This window comes from Bartonella doshiae NCTC 12862 = ATCC 700133, from assembly GCF_000278155.1.
In the GTDB taxonomy this organism is placed as follows: Bacteria; Pseudomonadota; Alphaproteobacteria; order Rhizobiales; family Rhizobiaceae; genus Bartonella; species Bartonella doshiae.
Genome location: NZ_JH725094.1, coordinates 74,776 through 90,695 on the forward strand (window position 1 = coordinate 74,776; position 15,920 = coordinate 90,695).

The window sequence follows — 15,920 nt, forward strand, 5'->3', positions numbered from 1 at the left end:
GTGCGCGGGTGTAGCTCAGTTGGTTAGAGTGCTGGCCTGTCACGCCGGAGGTCGCGGGTTCGAGCCCCGTCACTCGCGCCATTTCATCATAAACTTCCATTTCGTGAGTATAAGCGTTCTCTTCGCAAGGGTATTTACCTTATTGTGTGGCGGTCAGTTTTTAAGATATCCAACCATAAAGGGGATTGGTTTTGGGGCGTTTTCATGAAATTTGGCTTTTCCTTTTTTCCGTTGTTTATAAGAATAGGACTTGCGTCTTTCTTTGCTCTGCGTTACCTATGCCAACAGAAAATATCGCCCGACATGCCCTTGAAGCAGTACGAGCGGAATTAACAAAGCAGTTATCATAATTTGGTCTATTGAATCTAGACAATGTTGAGTGATTGCGTTAATTCAGGCATCTTGTTAAGGTGGAAGAGGATTATGACTCATTTATTGGGCTCTTATTTACCAGTTTTAGTTTTTATTGCTGTTTCGGCAGTTATTTCTGGAGTTCTTTTGGTTACACCTTACATCGTAGCATATCGTTCTCCCGATCCTGAAAAATTATCGGCTTATGAATGTGGGTTTAATTCGTTTAGTGATGCTCGCATGAAATTTGATATTCGATTTTACTTGGTTTCAATTTTGTTTATTATTTTTGACCTTGAAGTTGCGTTTCTTTTCCCTTGGGCAGTTTCATTTGATTCAATAGGTATGTTTGGTTTTTGGTCGATGATTGTATTTTTGGCACTTTTAACAATTGGGTTTATCTATGAATGGAAAAAGGGAGCTCTTGAATGGGATTAATCTCTAACAATTCAACGCTTATTGCTCCAAAACCAAAAGGGATTATTGATTCTAATAAGGGTAAGCCTATAGGTTCTGATGATGAATTTTTCCGCAATATTCATGCTGAATTATCGGATAAGGGGTTTTTAGTTACCTCGGCGGATGCTCTGATAACTTGGGCACGTACTGGTTCTTTAATGTGGATGAGTTTTGGTTTGGCTTGTTGTGCTGTTGAAATGATGCAATGTTCAATGCCTCACTATGATAATGAGCGTTTTGGATATGCACCGCGTGCTTCACCTCGTCAATCAGATGTAATGGTAGTTGCGGGGACTCTTACAAATAAAATGGCTCCTGCTTTAAGAAAAGTTTATGATCAGATGCCAGAGCCGCGTTATGTGATTTCTATGGGATCATGTGCAAACGGTGGAGGGTATTATCATTATTCTTACTCGGTTGTACGTGGGTGCGATCGTATTGTGCCTGTGGATATTTATGTTCCAGGGTGTCCTCCTACAGCGGAGGCATTGCTATACGGTATATTATTGCTGCAGAAAAAAATCCGTCGTACTGGTTCCATAGAACGATAGGGGGTGTTGTCACGATGAATGCATCATTAATCGAACTTGAAACTTATTTGAAAAACAAATTAGGAGACAAACTTGAAGAAACTGTAATTGCATTTGATGAATTGACGATTATATCGCGTCTTGATGCAATTACAGATGTCTTGGTATTTGCTCGTGATGATTCTCGTTGTCAGTTTATTAATATTACAGACATTAGTGGTGTTGATTATCCTTTTCGTGAGAAGCGTTTTGATGTTTCATACCAATTGCTATCTCCTCGTCAGAATTTACGCTTACGTGTTAAAGTGCGTACAGATGAAAATACTCCTGTTGCTTCTGCTTGCTCGGTTTATCCGGGAGCCGAATGGTATGAGCGTGAGACATACGATATGTTCGGAATTTTGTTTTCAGGTCATCCGGATTTAAGGCGTATTTTAACTGACTATGGATTTGAAGGATATCCTTTACGTAAAGATTTTCCTGTAACAGGATTTGTTGAATGCCGTTATGATAATGAAGCAAAAAGGGTGATTTATGAACCTGTTGTTTTGCGGCAAGAGATACGCAATTTTGATTTTCTTTCTCCTTGGGAAGGGACGCAATATGCTTTGCCTTGCAATGAAAAAGCAGACAACAAAAAGTGATATTGGTGCTGGTTGAAAATTGTATAATAAGGACAAACATCTTATTTTTAATATTTTCAGTATGATAAAATTTTTTTCTGACATTTAATATGAAGTTTTAGAAAAGCAAGGGGTTGATTGTGGCTGAAGTTAATGTTCGGAACTTTAATATCAATTTTGGACCGCAGCATCCTGCAGCGCATGGGGTTTTGCGCATGGTTTTAGAATTGGATGGTGAAGTTGTTGAGCGTGTAGATCCGCATATTGGATTATTGCATCGCGGTACAGAAAAATTAATGGAAACAAAAACTTATCTTCAAGCTGGTCCTTATCTAGATCGTTTAGATTATGTTGCTCCTATGAATCAGGAGCATGCTTTTGTGCTTGCGATTGAAAAATTATTGGGTGTTGAAGTTCCTAAACGAGGGCAGTTAATACGTGTTTTGTTTTCTGAAATTGGACGCATACTTAATCATTTACTTAATGTAACAACGCAAGCAATGGATGTTGGTGCTTTGACACCACCGCTTTGGGGATTTGAGCAACGTGAAAGATTGATGATTTTTTATGAACGTGCATGTGGCGCACGTCTTCATGCAAATTATTTTCGTCCTGGTGGTGTGCATCAAGATTTACCAGAATCTTTAATTGAGGATATTGGTAATTTTATTGATCCTTTTCTTGTTGCTCTTGGTAAACTTGATGCACTTGTAACACCAAATCGGATTTTTAAGCAGCGTAATGTGGATATTGGCGTGGTAAGTATTGATGAAGCTTGGGCGCGTGGCTTTTCTGGTGTTATGATTCGTGGAGCTGGTGTGCCATGGGATTTACGTAAAAGCCAATCTTACGAATGTTATGATGAAATGGAATTTGATATTCCTGTAGGTAAAAATAGTGATTGCTATGATCGTTATCTAATTCGTATGGAAGAAATGCGTCAATCAGCGAAAATTATGCGCCAATGTGTGGATCGTTTACTGAGTACTGAAAAAAATGGACCAGTTTCGAGTTTGGATCGCAAGATTGTGCCTCCAAAGCGTGGTGAAATGAAAAGTTCTATGGAAGCGCTTATTCATCATTTCAAGCTTTATACGGAAGGTTTTCATACGCCTCCTGGAGAAGTATATGTTGCTGTGGAAGCCCCGAAGGGTGAGTTTGGCGTTTATCTTGTTTCTGATGGCACCAATAAGCCTTATCGTGTTAAGTTGCGTGCTCCTGGCTTTGCGCATCTTCAAGCTATGGATTTTTTAACGCGAGGTCATATGTTGGCGGATGCTACAGCTATTTTAGGTTCGATTGATATTGTTTTTGGGGAGGTTGATCGCTAATGTCCGTGCGCCGTCTTGCAGATGATGTTTATCAGCCCGCTGAGTTTTCTTTTACAAAAGAAAATCAGATATGGGTAAAAAATACCATAAAAAAATATCCTGTAGGGCGTGAGCAGTCTGCTGTAATTCCATTATTAATGCGTGCTCAAGAGCAAGATGGTTGGGTGACACGTGCTGCCATTGAGCATATTGCTCAGATTCTTTCCATGGCTTATATTCGTGTTCTGGAAGTTGCAACTTTTTACACTCAGTTTCAACTCAAACCCGTGGGAACAAAGGCACATATTCAGGTTTGTGGTACGACCCCTTGTATGTTACGTGGATCTGGTGAATTAATTAAAGTTTGTCAGAAAAAAATTCATCATGAACCTTTTGTTACTAATCAGGATGGAACCTTATCATGGGAAGAGGTAGAATGTCTTGGTGCTTGTGTGAATGCTCCAATGGTTATGATTTTTAAAGATACTTATGAAGATCTTACAGCTGAGCGTCTTGAAGAAATTATTGATGCATTTGAAGTAGGTAAAGGTTCTGAAATAGCGGTTGGTCCGCAAAGTAGTCGTAAATCATCGGAACCAATTGGTGGTTTAACTTCTCTTATTGATGATGAGAAAGAAAAAAAAAGATCTCTCAAGTCTTCACAAAAAAAGGATAAAGAAAGAATCGAAACATAATTTAAGTATTTTTCTTGAGAAAGTATTTTATTATTCTACCCATGATGGCAACATTTAACAAAAAGTAAGAAGTCTTGAAAAGATATTTAAAAATTGCGTTTGAGGAAAAGCGAAAAATGCTATGGAAAAAAGAAAAAAGGGTGGGGTATGCTGGCTGATAAAGATCGCATTTTCACCAATCTGTATGGTTTAAAAGATAAATCATTAAAAGCTGCAATGTTGCGTGGGCATTGGGATGGTACCAAGGCGATTATTGACAAAGGCCGTAATTGGATCATTGATGAAGTGAAGGCATCCGGTTTGCGTGGGCGGGGAGGTGCTGGTTTCCCTACAGGAATGAAGTGGTCTTTTATGCCAAAACAGAGTGATGGACGGCCTCACTATTTGGTTGTAAATGCGGACGAATCAGAGCCTGGAACATGTAAAGACCGTGATATTTTACGACATGATCCCCATACTTTAATTGAAGGATGTGCATTTGCTACTTTTGCTATGGGAGCGAATGTCGCTTTTATTTATATTCGTGGTGAATATATTCGTGAACGTGAAGCGCTTCAAGCTGCTGTTGATGAATGTTATGATGCAGGTTTACTTGGTAAAAAAACGAAATATGGGCATGCTTGTGATATTGTTATTCATCATGGAGCTGGTGCTTATATTTGTGGTGAAGAAACGGCTCTTCTTGAAAGTCTTGAGGGGAAAAAGGGACAACCTCGGCTTAAACCACCATTTCCTGCCAATATAGGGATTTATGGCTGTCCGACAACAGTAAATAATGTAGAGTCCATTGCCGTTGTTCCAACGATTTTGCGGCGGGGCGCTTCGTGGTTTTCATCAATTGGACGAGCAAATAATGTTGGAACGAAATTGTTTATGGTTTCAGGGCATGTTAATGCACCTTGTACATTTGAAGACGCTCTTGGTGTTTCATTCCGTGAATTAATTGAAAAACATACGGGTGGTGTTCGTGGTGGATGGAATAATCTTTTAGCAGTTATTCCAGGGGGGGCTTCTTGCCCAGTCGTTCGCGGTGAGGATATGATCGATGCGATCATGGATTTTGATGGGATGCGAGATGTCGGGTCTTCTTTTGGTACAGGGGGGATGATTGTTATGGATAAATCAACCGATATTATCAAGGCAATTTGGCGTATAGCTGCTTTTTTTAAGCACGAGAGTTGCGGTCAGTGTACACCGTGTCGTGAGGGGACGGGTTGGATGATGCGTCTTTTAGGGCGTATGGTTGAAGGAAGAGCGCAAAAACGCGAAATTGATCTTTTGTTTGAAGTGTCTAAACAGGTTGAAGGACACACTATTTGTGCGCTTGGTGATGCTGCCGCATGGCCTGTGCAGGGGTTGATACGTAATTTTCGTCCGGAAATCGAGCGTAGAATTGAAGATTATACGCGAAATGTAGTCCAAAGCAAAAATATTGCTTTGGAAGCGGTGTGATAAAGAATTCTGTTGCTAAGAGTAACGGAATGCAAGTTTTAAGTGGGTTATCCGCAGGCTGGATGAGTGATGATAAATATCAAAGTTGATGGTAAAGAGATTGAAGTCCCTGATTACTATACGTTGCTTCAAGCTGCTGAGGCAGCTGGTGCTGAAGTTCCTCGTTTTTGTTTTCATGAATCTTTATCAATTGCTGGAAATTGCCGCATGTGTTTGGTTGAGGTTAAGGGCGGGCCTCCAAAACCTCAAGCTTCTTGTGCTATGGGAGTTCGCGATTTACGGCTAGGGCCTAATGGTGAAATCCCTGAAATTTTTACCAACACGGCAATGGTTAAAAAAGCACGTGAAGGTGTTATGGAGTTTCTCCTTATCAATCATCCTTTGGATTGTCCTGTCTGTGATCAAGGGGGAGAATGCGATCTTCAAGATCAAGCGATGCTTTATGGGCGTGATTGTTCTCGTTATAGTGAAAATAAGCGTGCTGTAGAAGATAAATATATTGGGCCACTTGTGAAGACAGTTATGACACGGTGTATCCATTGCACACGCTGTGTTCGTTTTACGACAGAAGTGGCGGGTATTTCTGAGCTTGGTTTGATAGGTCGTGGTGAAGATGCTGAAATTACGACGTATCTTGAAAAAGCAATGACATCTGAATTACAGGGAAATGTTATTGATCTTTGTCCGGTGGGAGCTTTAACTTCAAAACCTTATGCGTTTCATGCGCGTCCTTGGGAATTGGTTAAAACGGAATCGATTGATGTAATGGATGCACTTGGTAGTGCGATCCGCATTGATAGCCGCGGTCGTGAAGTGATGCGGATTATGCCGCGTACAAATGAAGATGTAAATGAGGAATGGATTTCTGATAAGACTCGTTTTATTTGGGATGGATTGCGCACTCAGCGACTTGATAGGCCATATGTACGCAAAGATGGAAAATTTCAGCCTGTAAGTTGGACAGAAGCTTTTGCAAAAATTAAAATGGTGATTTCTAAAACCTTACCAGAAAAAATTGGAGCGATTGCTGGAGATCTCGCGTCTGTTGAGGAAATGTACGCACTTAAAACATTGCTTCTTTCATTGGGGTCAAATTTTTTTGATTGTCGTCAAAGAGGGATGATTCTATCTCCTGAATTGGGGCGTTCAAGTTATATTTTTAATCCGACGATCGCAGGTATTGAACAGGCTGATGCATTGCTTATCGTGGGATCTAATCCGCGTTATGAAGCCGCGGTTTTAAATGCACGTATTTTAAAGCGCCAACGGATGGGACATTTCCCCATCGCATTAATTGGGGAAAAGGTCGATTTACGTTATCCTTATTCTTATCTTGGAGCAGGTACCAATGCATTGAGTGCACTTGTTCGTGGTGAAGATGCGTTTTTTTATGTGTTAAAAGAAGCTGAGAAACCACTTATTCTTATTGGGGAGGGAGCTCTTTCAGGTAAGGAAGGTTTATCTGTTTTAAAAAATCTTGCAAAATTAGCTGATAGTGTTGGAGCTCTTAGCGAGAAATGGAATGGGTTTGGTGTTCTTCACAATGCTGCATCAACTGTTGGAGGATTGGACATTGGTTTTACTTCCAAGCTTGGGGTTGCAAATATTCTTAAAACCTGTGAAGTTTTATTTTTACTTGGTGCTGATGAAGTGGAATTAGCCAATACAAAAGCTTTTACAATTTATATTGGTAGTCATGGTGATAAAGGTGCGCACGCTGCTGATGTTATTTTGCCAGCATCAGCTTATACTGAAAAATCAGGACTTTATGTGAATACAGAAGGGCGTGTTCAAATGACAAATCGGGCGGGTTTTGCCCCAGGTGAAGCAAAAGAAGATTGGGCTATTTTACGTGCTTTATCAGATATTTTAGAACGAAAGCTTCCTTTTGATTCGCTTTCTCAATTAAGACAGAATCTGTTTAATGATTATCCACACCTTTGTGCCATTGATGATATAGCGCCTTCCGATATAGATGATCTTAGAGTGCTTGGTTCACACATGATTGTTTTAGAAACACAAACGTTTCCTTCTATGGTAAAAGACTTTTATTTGACAAATCCGATAGCACGTGCTTCTGCCGTTATGGCAGAATGTTCATCTCTTGCAAAGAATCATGCTATGCAAGCTGTAGAGTAAGGGCAGAGGGAAAAGGACAATGATGTATGATTTCTTTATGACTTGGCTCTTGCCATTACTCATTATAGTTGGAAAAACACTTCTCCTTTTAGTTGTTCTTCTTGTTTTAGTTGCTTACCTTCTTTACGCAGATAGAAAGATTTGGGCCGCTGTACAATTGCGTCGTGGACCAAACGTTGTTGGTCCATGGGGTTTGTTACAGTCTTTTGCGGATTTAATTAAATTTGTTGTTAAAGAGCCTATTATTCCTGCTGGTGCTAATAAGGGTGTTTTTCTGTTGGCACCTTTTGTGTCCGCTACACTCGCTTTATCAACGTGGGCTGTTATTCCAGTTAATGAAGGCTGGGAAGTTGCGAAAATTAATGTTGGTTTGCTTTATATCTTGGCTATTTCATCTCTTGAAGTTTACGGTGTCATTATGGGGGGGTGGGCGTCAAACTCTAAATATCCTTTCTTAGGGGCTCTTCGTTCCGCTGCACAGATGGTTTCTTATGAGGTTTCAATTGGGTTTGTGCTTGTAACCGTCATTTTAGTAAGTGGTTCATTGGATCTTACAACAATTGTTCATAAACAAAGTTCTGGAATTGGTACGAGTCTTGGTCTTCCTTTTAACAGTTTTCTTGATTGGAATTGGCTCGTTCTTTTTCCAATGTTTATTATATTTTTTATTTCTGCACTTGCAGAAACAAATCGTCCTCCTTTTGATTTGGTCGAAGCTGAATCTGAACTTGTAGCTGGTCATATGGTTGAGTATTCTTCAACACCTTACATGCTTTTTTTTCTTGGTGAGTATGTTGCTATTGTTTTAATGTGCGCATTAACAACCATTTTATTTTTAGGTGGTTGGTTACCTCCCTTGGATGTTTGGTGGCTTAATTGGGTTCCTGGTATTATTTGGTTTGTTCTAAAGATTTGTTTTGTATTTTTTTGGTTTGCTATGGTTAAAGCATTTGTTCCGCGCTATCGTTATGATCAGCTCATGCGACTTGGTTGGAAGGTTTTTCTTCCTCTTTCACTAGCGATGGTTGTGATAACTGCTGCTTTCTTAAAATATACTGGTTTTGCTTAAGAGGAGCTCTCATATGTCAGGTCTTATTCAAGCAGCGAAATCACTCCTTTTATTGGAATTTGTGAGTGCTTTTTTCTTGGCAATGCGTCAGTTTTTTTCACCAAAGCCTACGATTAATTATCCTTATGAGAAGGGGGTTGTTTCTCAGCGTTTTCGTGGTGAACATGCATTACGTCGCTATCCAAATGGTGAAGAACGGTGTATTGCATGTAAATTGTGTGAAGCGATTTGCCCTGCTCAAGCTATCACAATTGAAGCGGGACCGCGGCGCAATGATGGTACGCGTAGAACTGTTCGTTATGATATAGACATGGTTAAATGTATTTACTGTGGTTTTTGTCAAGAAGCATGTCCGGTTGAAGCTATTGTCGAAGGTCCAAATTTTGAGTTTGCGACGGAAACACGTGAAGAGCTTTATTATGATAAAGAAAAACTTTTATTGAATGGAGATCGCTGGGAGCGAGAAATTGCTCGTAATATATTAATGGATGCACCTTATCGTTAAGTGTATCGTTGAATGAGGTGTCGGATAATTTTTCCGATAAATTGTAATCTGGTATGAAGTGTTATACCAATTGTTTGATTAGTTGAGGAGAAGCCTATGCTAACGGATCTAGCGGCGGCATTTTTCTATTTGTTTGCTTTTATTATGCTTGCGAGTGCTGTTGTTGTTATTACAGCACGCAATCCTGTGCATTCTGTTTTGTTTTTAATATTAGCATTTTTTAATGCAGCAGCTTTATTTTTGCTTGCAGGAGCAGAGTTTTTAGGACTTATTCTGCTTGTTGTGTATGTTGGAGCTGTCGCTGTTTTATTTTTATTTGTCGTTATGATGCTTGACGTTGATTTTGCTGAGTTAAAGAGTGGAACTCTTCGGTATGCTCCTATTGGAGCTCTTATTGGCGTTATTATCGCTGTAGAATTGATTGTTGTTTTTGTGAGTAGCTATTTTTCTCCAGTCTTGAGAACACATGTTACGCAACCAATGCCAGATTTAGCGCAGCGAACAAATACACAAGCATTAGGTGATATTCTCTATACGGATTATGTTTTCTATTTTCAAATTGCTGGAATAATTTTATTGGTTGCAATGATTGGTGCTATTGTTTTGACACTTCGTCATAAGATAGGTGTAAAGCGCCAATCCATTGCAGTTCAAGTTTCTAGGACGGTGGAAAGTTCAATCGAAATCAAACAAGTTGAAACAGGCAAAGGCATTTAAGGGGAAAACTATGCATATTGATATTTCTCATTATCTCACTGTTTCTGCTCTCATGTTTACAATTGGCATTGCTGGGATTTTTCTCAATAGAAAAAATGTTATTATTATCTTGATGTCTATTGAGCTTATATTATTGTCCGTTAATCTTAATTTTGTTGCTTTTTCAGCGTTTCTTCATGATCTTGTTGGCCAGGTATTTTCTTTATTTATCTTAACAGTAGCAGCTGCTGAAGCGGCAATCGGTTTAGCAATTCTTGTCGTTTTTTTCCGTAATCGTGGTTCTATAGCGGTTGAAGATGTTAATGTGATGAAAGGCTGACCAGTAATGTATTATACAATTGTCTTTCTTCCTCTTTTGGGTTTTTTAATTGCTGCACTAGGTGGAAAAACTATAGGAGATCGGGCGAGTGAATTGATAACATGTAGCTTTATGGTTATTGTTGCCATCTTGTCTTGGGTAGCCTTTTGGGGTATTGCACTTGGTCATGCTCCAATGGTTGATGTCTTGGTATTACATTGGCTTGCCGTCGATGGATTAACTTTTGATTGGGCTTTACATATTGATACATTAACAGCTGTCATGCTTATTGTTGTAAACAGTGTTTCGGCATTAGTGCATATTTATTCAATTGGTTATATGCACCATGATCCTTCAAGGTCGCGTTTTTTTTCTTATCTGTCTTTATTTACATTTATGATGCTTATGTTGGTGACATCCAATAATTTGATTCAGATGTTTTTTGGATGGGAAGGTGTGGGGCTTGCTTCTTATTTGCTTATTGGTTTTTGGTTTCAGCGCGATTCAGCCAATAAGGCTGCAATGAAAGCTTTTGTGGTTAATCGTGTTGGAGATTTTGGTTTTCTCTTAGGGATCTTTAGTATTTTTGTTTTATTCCAATCAGTTGATTTTGCTTCTATTTTTGTAAAAGCTGCCGACAAGAGCTTCATACAAAATGTAACATTTTTAGGTTGGAAGCTTGATGTTCAGACAGCAATTACGATTACATGTCTTCTGTTGTTTATTGGAGCTATGGGAAAATCAGCACAATTTCTTTTACATACATGGCTCCCTGATGCAATGGAGGGACCAACACCTGTATCAGCACTTATTCATGCAGCAACAATGGTGACAGCTGGTGTTTTTATGGTTGCGCGTATGTCCCCAATTTTTGAACTTTCTTCGACCGCTTTAACAGTGATTGTTATTGTTGGAGCAACGACTGCGTTTTTTGCAGCAACTGTGGGGTTGGTGCAGAATGATATTAAGCGTGTTATTGCTTATTCTACATGTTCACAGCTTGGTTATATGTTTGTGGCATTAGGTGTTGGAGCTTATGGAGCAGCCGTTTTTCATCTTTTTACACACGCTTTTTTTAAAGCCTTATTGTTTCTTGGTGCAGGCTCTGTAATTCATGCGGTATCTGATGAACAAGATATGCGAAAAATGGGCGGATTACGCAAACATATAAAGGTAACTTATTGGATGATGATGATAGGAACCATTGCATTGACAGGTGTTGGGATTCCAGGAACACTTTTCGGGACTGCTGGTTTTTTCTCCAAGGATGCGATTATAGAATCCGCTTTTGCATCACATAATATTGCTTCAGGATATGCTTTTTGGCTTCTTGTTGTTTCAGCGCTATTAACAAGTTTTTATTCTTGGCGACTTATTTTTATGACATTTCATGGTAAACCACGTGCAACTGTTGATGTTATGCATCATGTTCATGAAGCGCCACTAGTTATGTTAATTCCACTCTTTATTTTGTCTATTGGGGCAATGTTTGCGGGTGTTTTTTTTCAACCCTACTTTTTTGGAGACTTGTATGATGCTTTTTGGAAAGGTGCGTTATTTACAAATAGCTACAATCACGTTCTTCATGAGGCACATAATGTTTTCACTTGGGTAAAATGGTCGCCATTTACAGCGATGGTTCTTGGATTCGTGGCAGCTTATTTGTTCTATATTTTTGTTCCTTCCATTCCCAAGAAATTGGCTAGGCTCTTTCCTAGAATGTATAACTTTCTTTATCAGAAATGGTATTTTGACCAATTATATCACATTTTATTTGTTCGTCCTGCCTTCAAAGTAGGTACTTTCCTTTGGAAAGTAGGGGACGGTAAAATAATTGATGGTTTAGGTCCGAACGGTATTGCAGCGCGTGTTCTTGATATTACAAATAGAGTTGTTCGAATGCAGACAGGATATCTTTATCATTATGCGTTTGCAATGCTTATTGGTATTGCATCGCTGATCACATGGATGATGATAGGGGGCCTAAATTGATGACCGATTGGCCTATTCTTTCTACAGTTACATTTTTACCACTTGTTGGTGTGATTTTAATTTTGTTTATCAAAGATGATAGCGAAGCAGCACGACATAATATACGCAATGTAGCATTTTTTACGAGTGTTTTTGTTTTCATTATCTCTTTAATTATTTGGGCTGGTTTTGATCATACAAACGCTCATTTTCAAATGGTTGAGAAATTCAATTGGTTAGGAGGGGGCATTAGCTACCATATGGGAATTGATGGTATTTCTATTCTTTTTGTTGTTCTTTCAGCTTTTCTTTTGCCTTTCTGTATTTTAGCAAGTTGGGAGAATATTAAAGATAGATTAAAGGCTTATATGATTGCTTTTCTTCTTCTTGAAGTTGCGATTATTGGAGTCTTTTGTGCTCTTGATGCAATATTATTTTATGTTTTTTTTGAAGGCAGTCTTATCCCAATGTTTATTATTATAGGTGTTTGGGGAGGCAATCGCCGTGTTTACGCGAGTATGAAGTTCTTCCTATACACTTTACTTGGTTCAGTACTTATGCTGGTTGCTCTCATGGCGATGTATTGGGAATCCGGAACGCTTGATATCCCGACTTTGTTAAATCATCAGTTTCCTGCACATATGCAAATATGGTTATGGCTTGCATTTTTTGCCTCGTTTGCGGTTAAAATGCCGATGTGGCCTGTCCATACATGGCTCCCTGATGCGCACGTGGAAGCACCAACGGCTGGCTCTGTAATTTTAGCTGGTGTCTTACTTAAATTAGGTGGGTATGGTTTCCTTCGCTTTTCTTTACCAATGTTTCCTATCGCTTCAGCAAATTTTGCTCCTTTGGTTTTTACTTTGTCGCTTATCGCTATTATTTATACATCATTAGTTGCACTCGTTCAAAGTGACATTAAAAAATTGATTGCTTATTCTTCAATAGCGCATATGGGATATGTAACAATGGGGATTTTTGCTGCTAATGAACAGGCTATCCAAGGTGCTATTTATCAAATGCTCTCGCATGGAATTGTTTCAGCAGCTTTATTTCTTTGTGTTGGAGTTATCTACGATCGTCTACACACACGTGAAATTTCAGCTTTTGGCGGTTTAGTCAATAATATGCCAAAATATGCCGTTGTTTTCTTGATTTTTACTATGGCTAATGTTGGTTTACCTGGAAGTTCAGGATTTTTAGGTGAATTTTTAACTTTAATAGGTGTCTTTCAAGTAAATAAATGCATTGTTGTTTTTGCTACAACTGGTGTTATTTTGTCCGCTGCTTATGCACTTTACCTTTATCGACGTGTGGTTTTTGGTTCCCTAGATAAGGAAAATTTAAAAGTACTTGTTGATCTCTCTTCAAGAGAGAAATTCATCCTGTATCCAATGGTTATTCTCACAATATTTTTTGGAATCTATCCAACGCCTATTTTTAAAGCAACTGCATTTTCCATAAAAGCCCTCATCAATAAACTGCATTAGATTAAGAGAAGAATATTCATGCAAACTGAAATAATAGCTCAATTAGGGTTAATTTTTCCAGAGATTTTAATAGCACTGGGAGCAATAGTGCTGCTTTTGATTGGTGTTTATTCCAACGTACGTTCCTCTTTAACTATAACTGGTTTGGCAATTGCTCTTCTTGTTGCAACTATTATTATTATCGTTATTTTTCCAAAAAGTGGCTTATTTCAAACCAATGCGCTTATTATCGATTCTTTCGGTCGCTATATGAAAATTTTAACACTTATTGGTGCGCTTTTCGCGCTTGTTATGTCTGTTGGTTTTACCTATGCACAAAAGTTTGATGTATTTGAATTTCCTGTACTCATACTTTTAGCAACCCTTGGTATGATGTTTATGATTTCAGCCAGTAATATGCTATCACTGTATATGGGATTAGAACTGCAATCTTTAGCATTATATGTTTTAGCTGCTATCAATCGTAATAATGTAAAATCTTCTGAAGCAGGTATAAAATACTTTGTTTTAGGAGCATTATCTTCAGGGATACTGCTTTATGGTATTTCTCTACTTTATGGTTTTACCGGTCAAATTGGTTTTCGCGAAATTGCTGTTGCTTTAAAAGGTGAAAATTTGCAATTAGGGGTTATTTTTGGAATTGTTTTTATTTTATCAGGTTTGGCTTTCAAAATTTCTGCGGTTCCGTTCCATATGTGGACACCAGATGTTTATGAAGGAGCGCCTACACCTATTACAGCATTTTTTGCTGCTGCTCCTAAAATTGCTGCGATGGCATTAATTATTCGTGTTATTGTTATGACCTTTAGTCCCCTAAGTGGTTTTGATGATTCCATGCCTGCATGGCAGCAAATTTTGGTGTTTATGGCAATTTCATCAATGATACTTGGTGCATTCGCTGCAATTGGCCAGAGCAATATTAAGCGGTTAATGGCTTATTCATCAATTAGTCATATGGGGTATGCGCTTGTTGGTTTAGCTGCTGGAGATATGCTCGGGATAAAGAGCGTTATTCTTTATATGACTATTTATCTTGTCATGACACTTGGTTCATTTGCTTTTATTCTTGGAATGCGGTCTAGCAATGGGAATGTTGAAAATATTTATGATCTTTCGGGATTAATAAAGACAAATCCATTTATGGCTGTCGTGATGACAATACAACTTTTCTCTTTAGCAAGTATACCGCCTATGGCCGGTTTTTTTGGGAAGTGGTATACATTTTCTGCTGCTGTTCATGCTGGTCTTATTCCACTTGCTGTTGTTGGTATGATAGCATCTGTTATTGGAGCTTTCTATTATTTACGGATTATTAAAATTATGTGGTTTGATGATGCAAAAGCGCATTTTGTTGTTTTATCGAATGAGCTTCGGTTTTGTCTTGGCGTTTCTGCATTGTTTATTTTATTTTACACTTTTGGGGGAATTTGGTTTGCTGAGTTAGCAGAAAAAGCAGCAGCCGCATTATTTTAATGAATATGGTTTATATCTTATCAGATTTCGCACAAAAGCAAGGATACTCTGTTGAATCGTACGAGAGTGTTACTTCAACAAATCTCATTGCACAACAAAAAGCACAAGATGGCCATCAGGGCTATCTTTGGGTTGTTGCACAGGAGCAAACACAGGGAAGAGCAAGAAGAGGTAGGGTATGGCATAGCCCGAAAGGCAATCTTTATTCTAGTCTTTTGTTAATTGATGATATTGTTCACAAAACTTCTGCTCAGCTTGGTTTTGTTGCTGGGGTAAGTGTGGTAGAAGCAATAAAACAATTTATAAAAGATGAAAAGCAAGCAGACAGTATTGTTCGTTTAAAATGGCCAAATGATATTTTGTTAGGAGGAGCTAAAAGCTCTGGAGTTTTGCTTGAAATTTTTAAATTGATACCACAACAGTATGCATTGGTTATTGGTATGGGAATAAATGTAAAATATCATTATGAAGATGCTCCATATCCTACTTCAAGTTTAAAGAATATTGGTTTGAATGTTAAAACAGAACAGTTATTTACGGTTTTAACGGAGTATTTTTCTAAAAATTATCTTCTTTGGAAACAACCAGGGGGATGTGATATAATCCGAAAGAAATGGCTTTTATATTCTGCTCATCTTGGACAGCATATCAAAATAGTTAATGATAAAAAAATCATTGAAGGTATTTTTGATGGTCTTGATAGTGATTTCAACTGCATTGTAAAACAAAAAAATGGTCAGCAAGCTATCATAACTGCTGGAGATGTTCATTTTGGTTTTGCTGCTTCTGCTAATGCAGGTTGTTATTAATTTATAAAATCTTATTTCCCATCAGATTA

15 protein-coding genes and 1 tRNA gene are annotated in these 15,920 nt (G+C 38.4%); all 16 read left to right on the forward strand.

Going from position 1 to position 15,920, the window contains the following annotated elements; genetic code table 11:
• Positions 1-4 precede the first annotated feature (4 nt).
• Positions 5-81, forward strand: a tRNA-Asp gene (locus MCS_RS00405).
• Between the two features lie 342 nt (positions 82-423).
• Positions 424-789 carry an NADH-quinone oxidoreductase subunit A gene (locus tag MCS_RS00410; RefSeq protein ID WP_004854299.1) on the forward strand — a complete coding sequence of 122 codons (366 nt, stop codon included), beginning with the start codon at positions 424-426 and terminating at the stop codon, positions 787-789.
• A complete protein-coding gene (locus tag MCS_RS00415) occupies positions 780-1,361 on the forward strand; it encodes a NuoB/complex I 20 kDa subunit family protein (protein ID WP_004854302.1) in 582 nt (193 codons plus the stop codon). The genes MCS_RS00410 and MCS_RS00415 overlap by 10 nt, the downstream gene beginning before the upstream one ends.
• A gap of 14 nt (positions 1,362-1,375) precedes the next feature.
• Positions 1,376-1,984, forward strand: a complete 609-nt coding sequence (locus MCS_RS00420) for an NADH-quinone oxidoreductase subunit C (RefSeq protein WP_004854304.1) — start codon at positions 1,376-1,378, stop codon at positions 1,982-1,984.
• Positions 1,985-2,103: 119 nt separating this feature from the next.
• Complete coding sequence (locus tag MCS_RS00425; RefSeq protein WP_004854306.1) at positions 2,104-3,294, forward strand: NADH-quinone oxidoreductase subunit D; 1,191 nt, start codon at positions 2,104-2,106, stop codon at positions 3,292-3,294.
• A complete protein-coding gene (gene nuoE, locus MCS_RS00430; protein WP_004854308.1) occupies positions 3,294-3,968 on the forward strand; it encodes an NADH-quinone oxidoreductase subunit NuoE in 675 nt (224 codons plus the stop codon). Before MCS_RS00425 ends, nuoE begins: the two co-directional genes overlap by 1 nt.
• 147 nt (positions 3,969-4,115) lie before the next feature.
• Complete coding sequence (nuoF, locus tag MCS_RS00435; protein ID WP_004854309.1) at positions 4,116-5,420, forward strand: NADH-quinone oxidoreductase subunit NuoF; 1,305 nt, start codon at positions 4,116-4,118, stop codon at positions 5,418-5,420.
• 69 nt (positions 5,421-5,489) lie between these two features.
• A complete protein-coding gene (nuoG, locus tag MCS_RS00440; RefSeq protein ID WP_004854311.1) occupies positions 5,490-7,559 on the forward strand; it encodes an NADH-quinone oxidoreductase subunit NuoG in 2,070 nt (689 codons plus the stop codon).
• A gap of 22 nt (positions 7,560-7,581) precedes the next feature.
• On the forward strand, positions 7,582-8,628 hold the full coding sequence (nuoH, locus tag MCS_RS00445) for an NADH-quinone oxidoreductase subunit NuoH (protein WP_004854312.1): 1,047 nt from the start codon (positions 7,582-7,584) through the stop codon (positions 8,626-8,628).
• Positions 8,629-8,641: 13 nt separating this feature from the next.
• On the forward strand, positions 8,642-9,133 hold the full coding sequence (nuoI, locus tag MCS_RS00450; RefSeq protein ID WP_004854316.1) for an NADH-quinone oxidoreductase subunit NuoI: 492 nt from the start codon (positions 8,642-8,644) through the stop codon (positions 9,131-9,133).
• A 96-nt stretch (positions 9,134-9,229) separates the two neighbouring features.
• The gene (locus tag MCS_RS00455) at positions 9,230-9,850 is read left to right on the forward strand and encodes an NADH-quinone oxidoreductase subunit J (RefSeq protein WP_004854318.1); all 621 of its coding nucleotides are present in this window, start codon (positions 9,230-9,232) and stop codon (positions 9,848-9,850) included.
• A 10-nt stretch (positions 9,851-9,860) separates the two neighbouring features.
• A complete protein-coding gene (gene nuoK / locus MCS_RS00460; protein WP_004854320.1) occupies positions 9,861-10,169 on the forward strand; it encodes an NADH-quinone oxidoreductase subunit NuoK in 309 nt (102 codons plus the stop codon).
• 6 nt (positions 10,170-10,175) lie between these two features.
• Positions 10,176-12,140, forward strand: coding sequence for an NADH-quinone oxidoreductase subunit L (nuoL, locus tag MCS_RS00465; protein ID WP_004854322.1), 1,965 nt, complete (start codon positions 10,176-10,178; stop codon positions 12,138-12,140).
• Positions 12,140-13,609 (forward strand): NADH-quinone oxidoreductase subunit M, encoded by a 1,470-nt coding sequence (locus MCS_RS00470; RefSeq protein ID WP_004854324.1) that lies wholly within the window; start codon positions 12,140-12,142, stop codon positions 13,607-13,609. Before nuoL ends, MCS_RS00470 begins: the two co-directional genes overlap by 1 nt.
• 18 nt (positions 13,610-13,627) lie before the next feature.
• Positions 13,628-15,082, forward strand: a complete 1,455-nt coding sequence (gene nuoN, locus MCS_RS00475) for an NADH-quinone oxidoreductase subunit NuoN (RefSeq protein WP_004854325.1) — start codon at positions 13,628-13,630, stop codon at positions 15,080-15,082.
• Positions 15,082-15,891 carry a biotin--[acetyl-CoA-carboxylase] ligase gene (locus MCS_RS00480; RefSeq protein ID WP_004854328.1) on the forward strand — a complete coding sequence of 270 codons (810 nt, stop codon included), beginning with the start codon at positions 15,082-15,084 and terminating at the stop codon, positions 15,889-15,891. The genes nuoN and MCS_RS00480 overlap by 1 nt, the downstream gene beginning before the upstream one ends.
• The last annotated feature ends 29 nt before the right edge of the window (positions 15,892-15,920 follow it).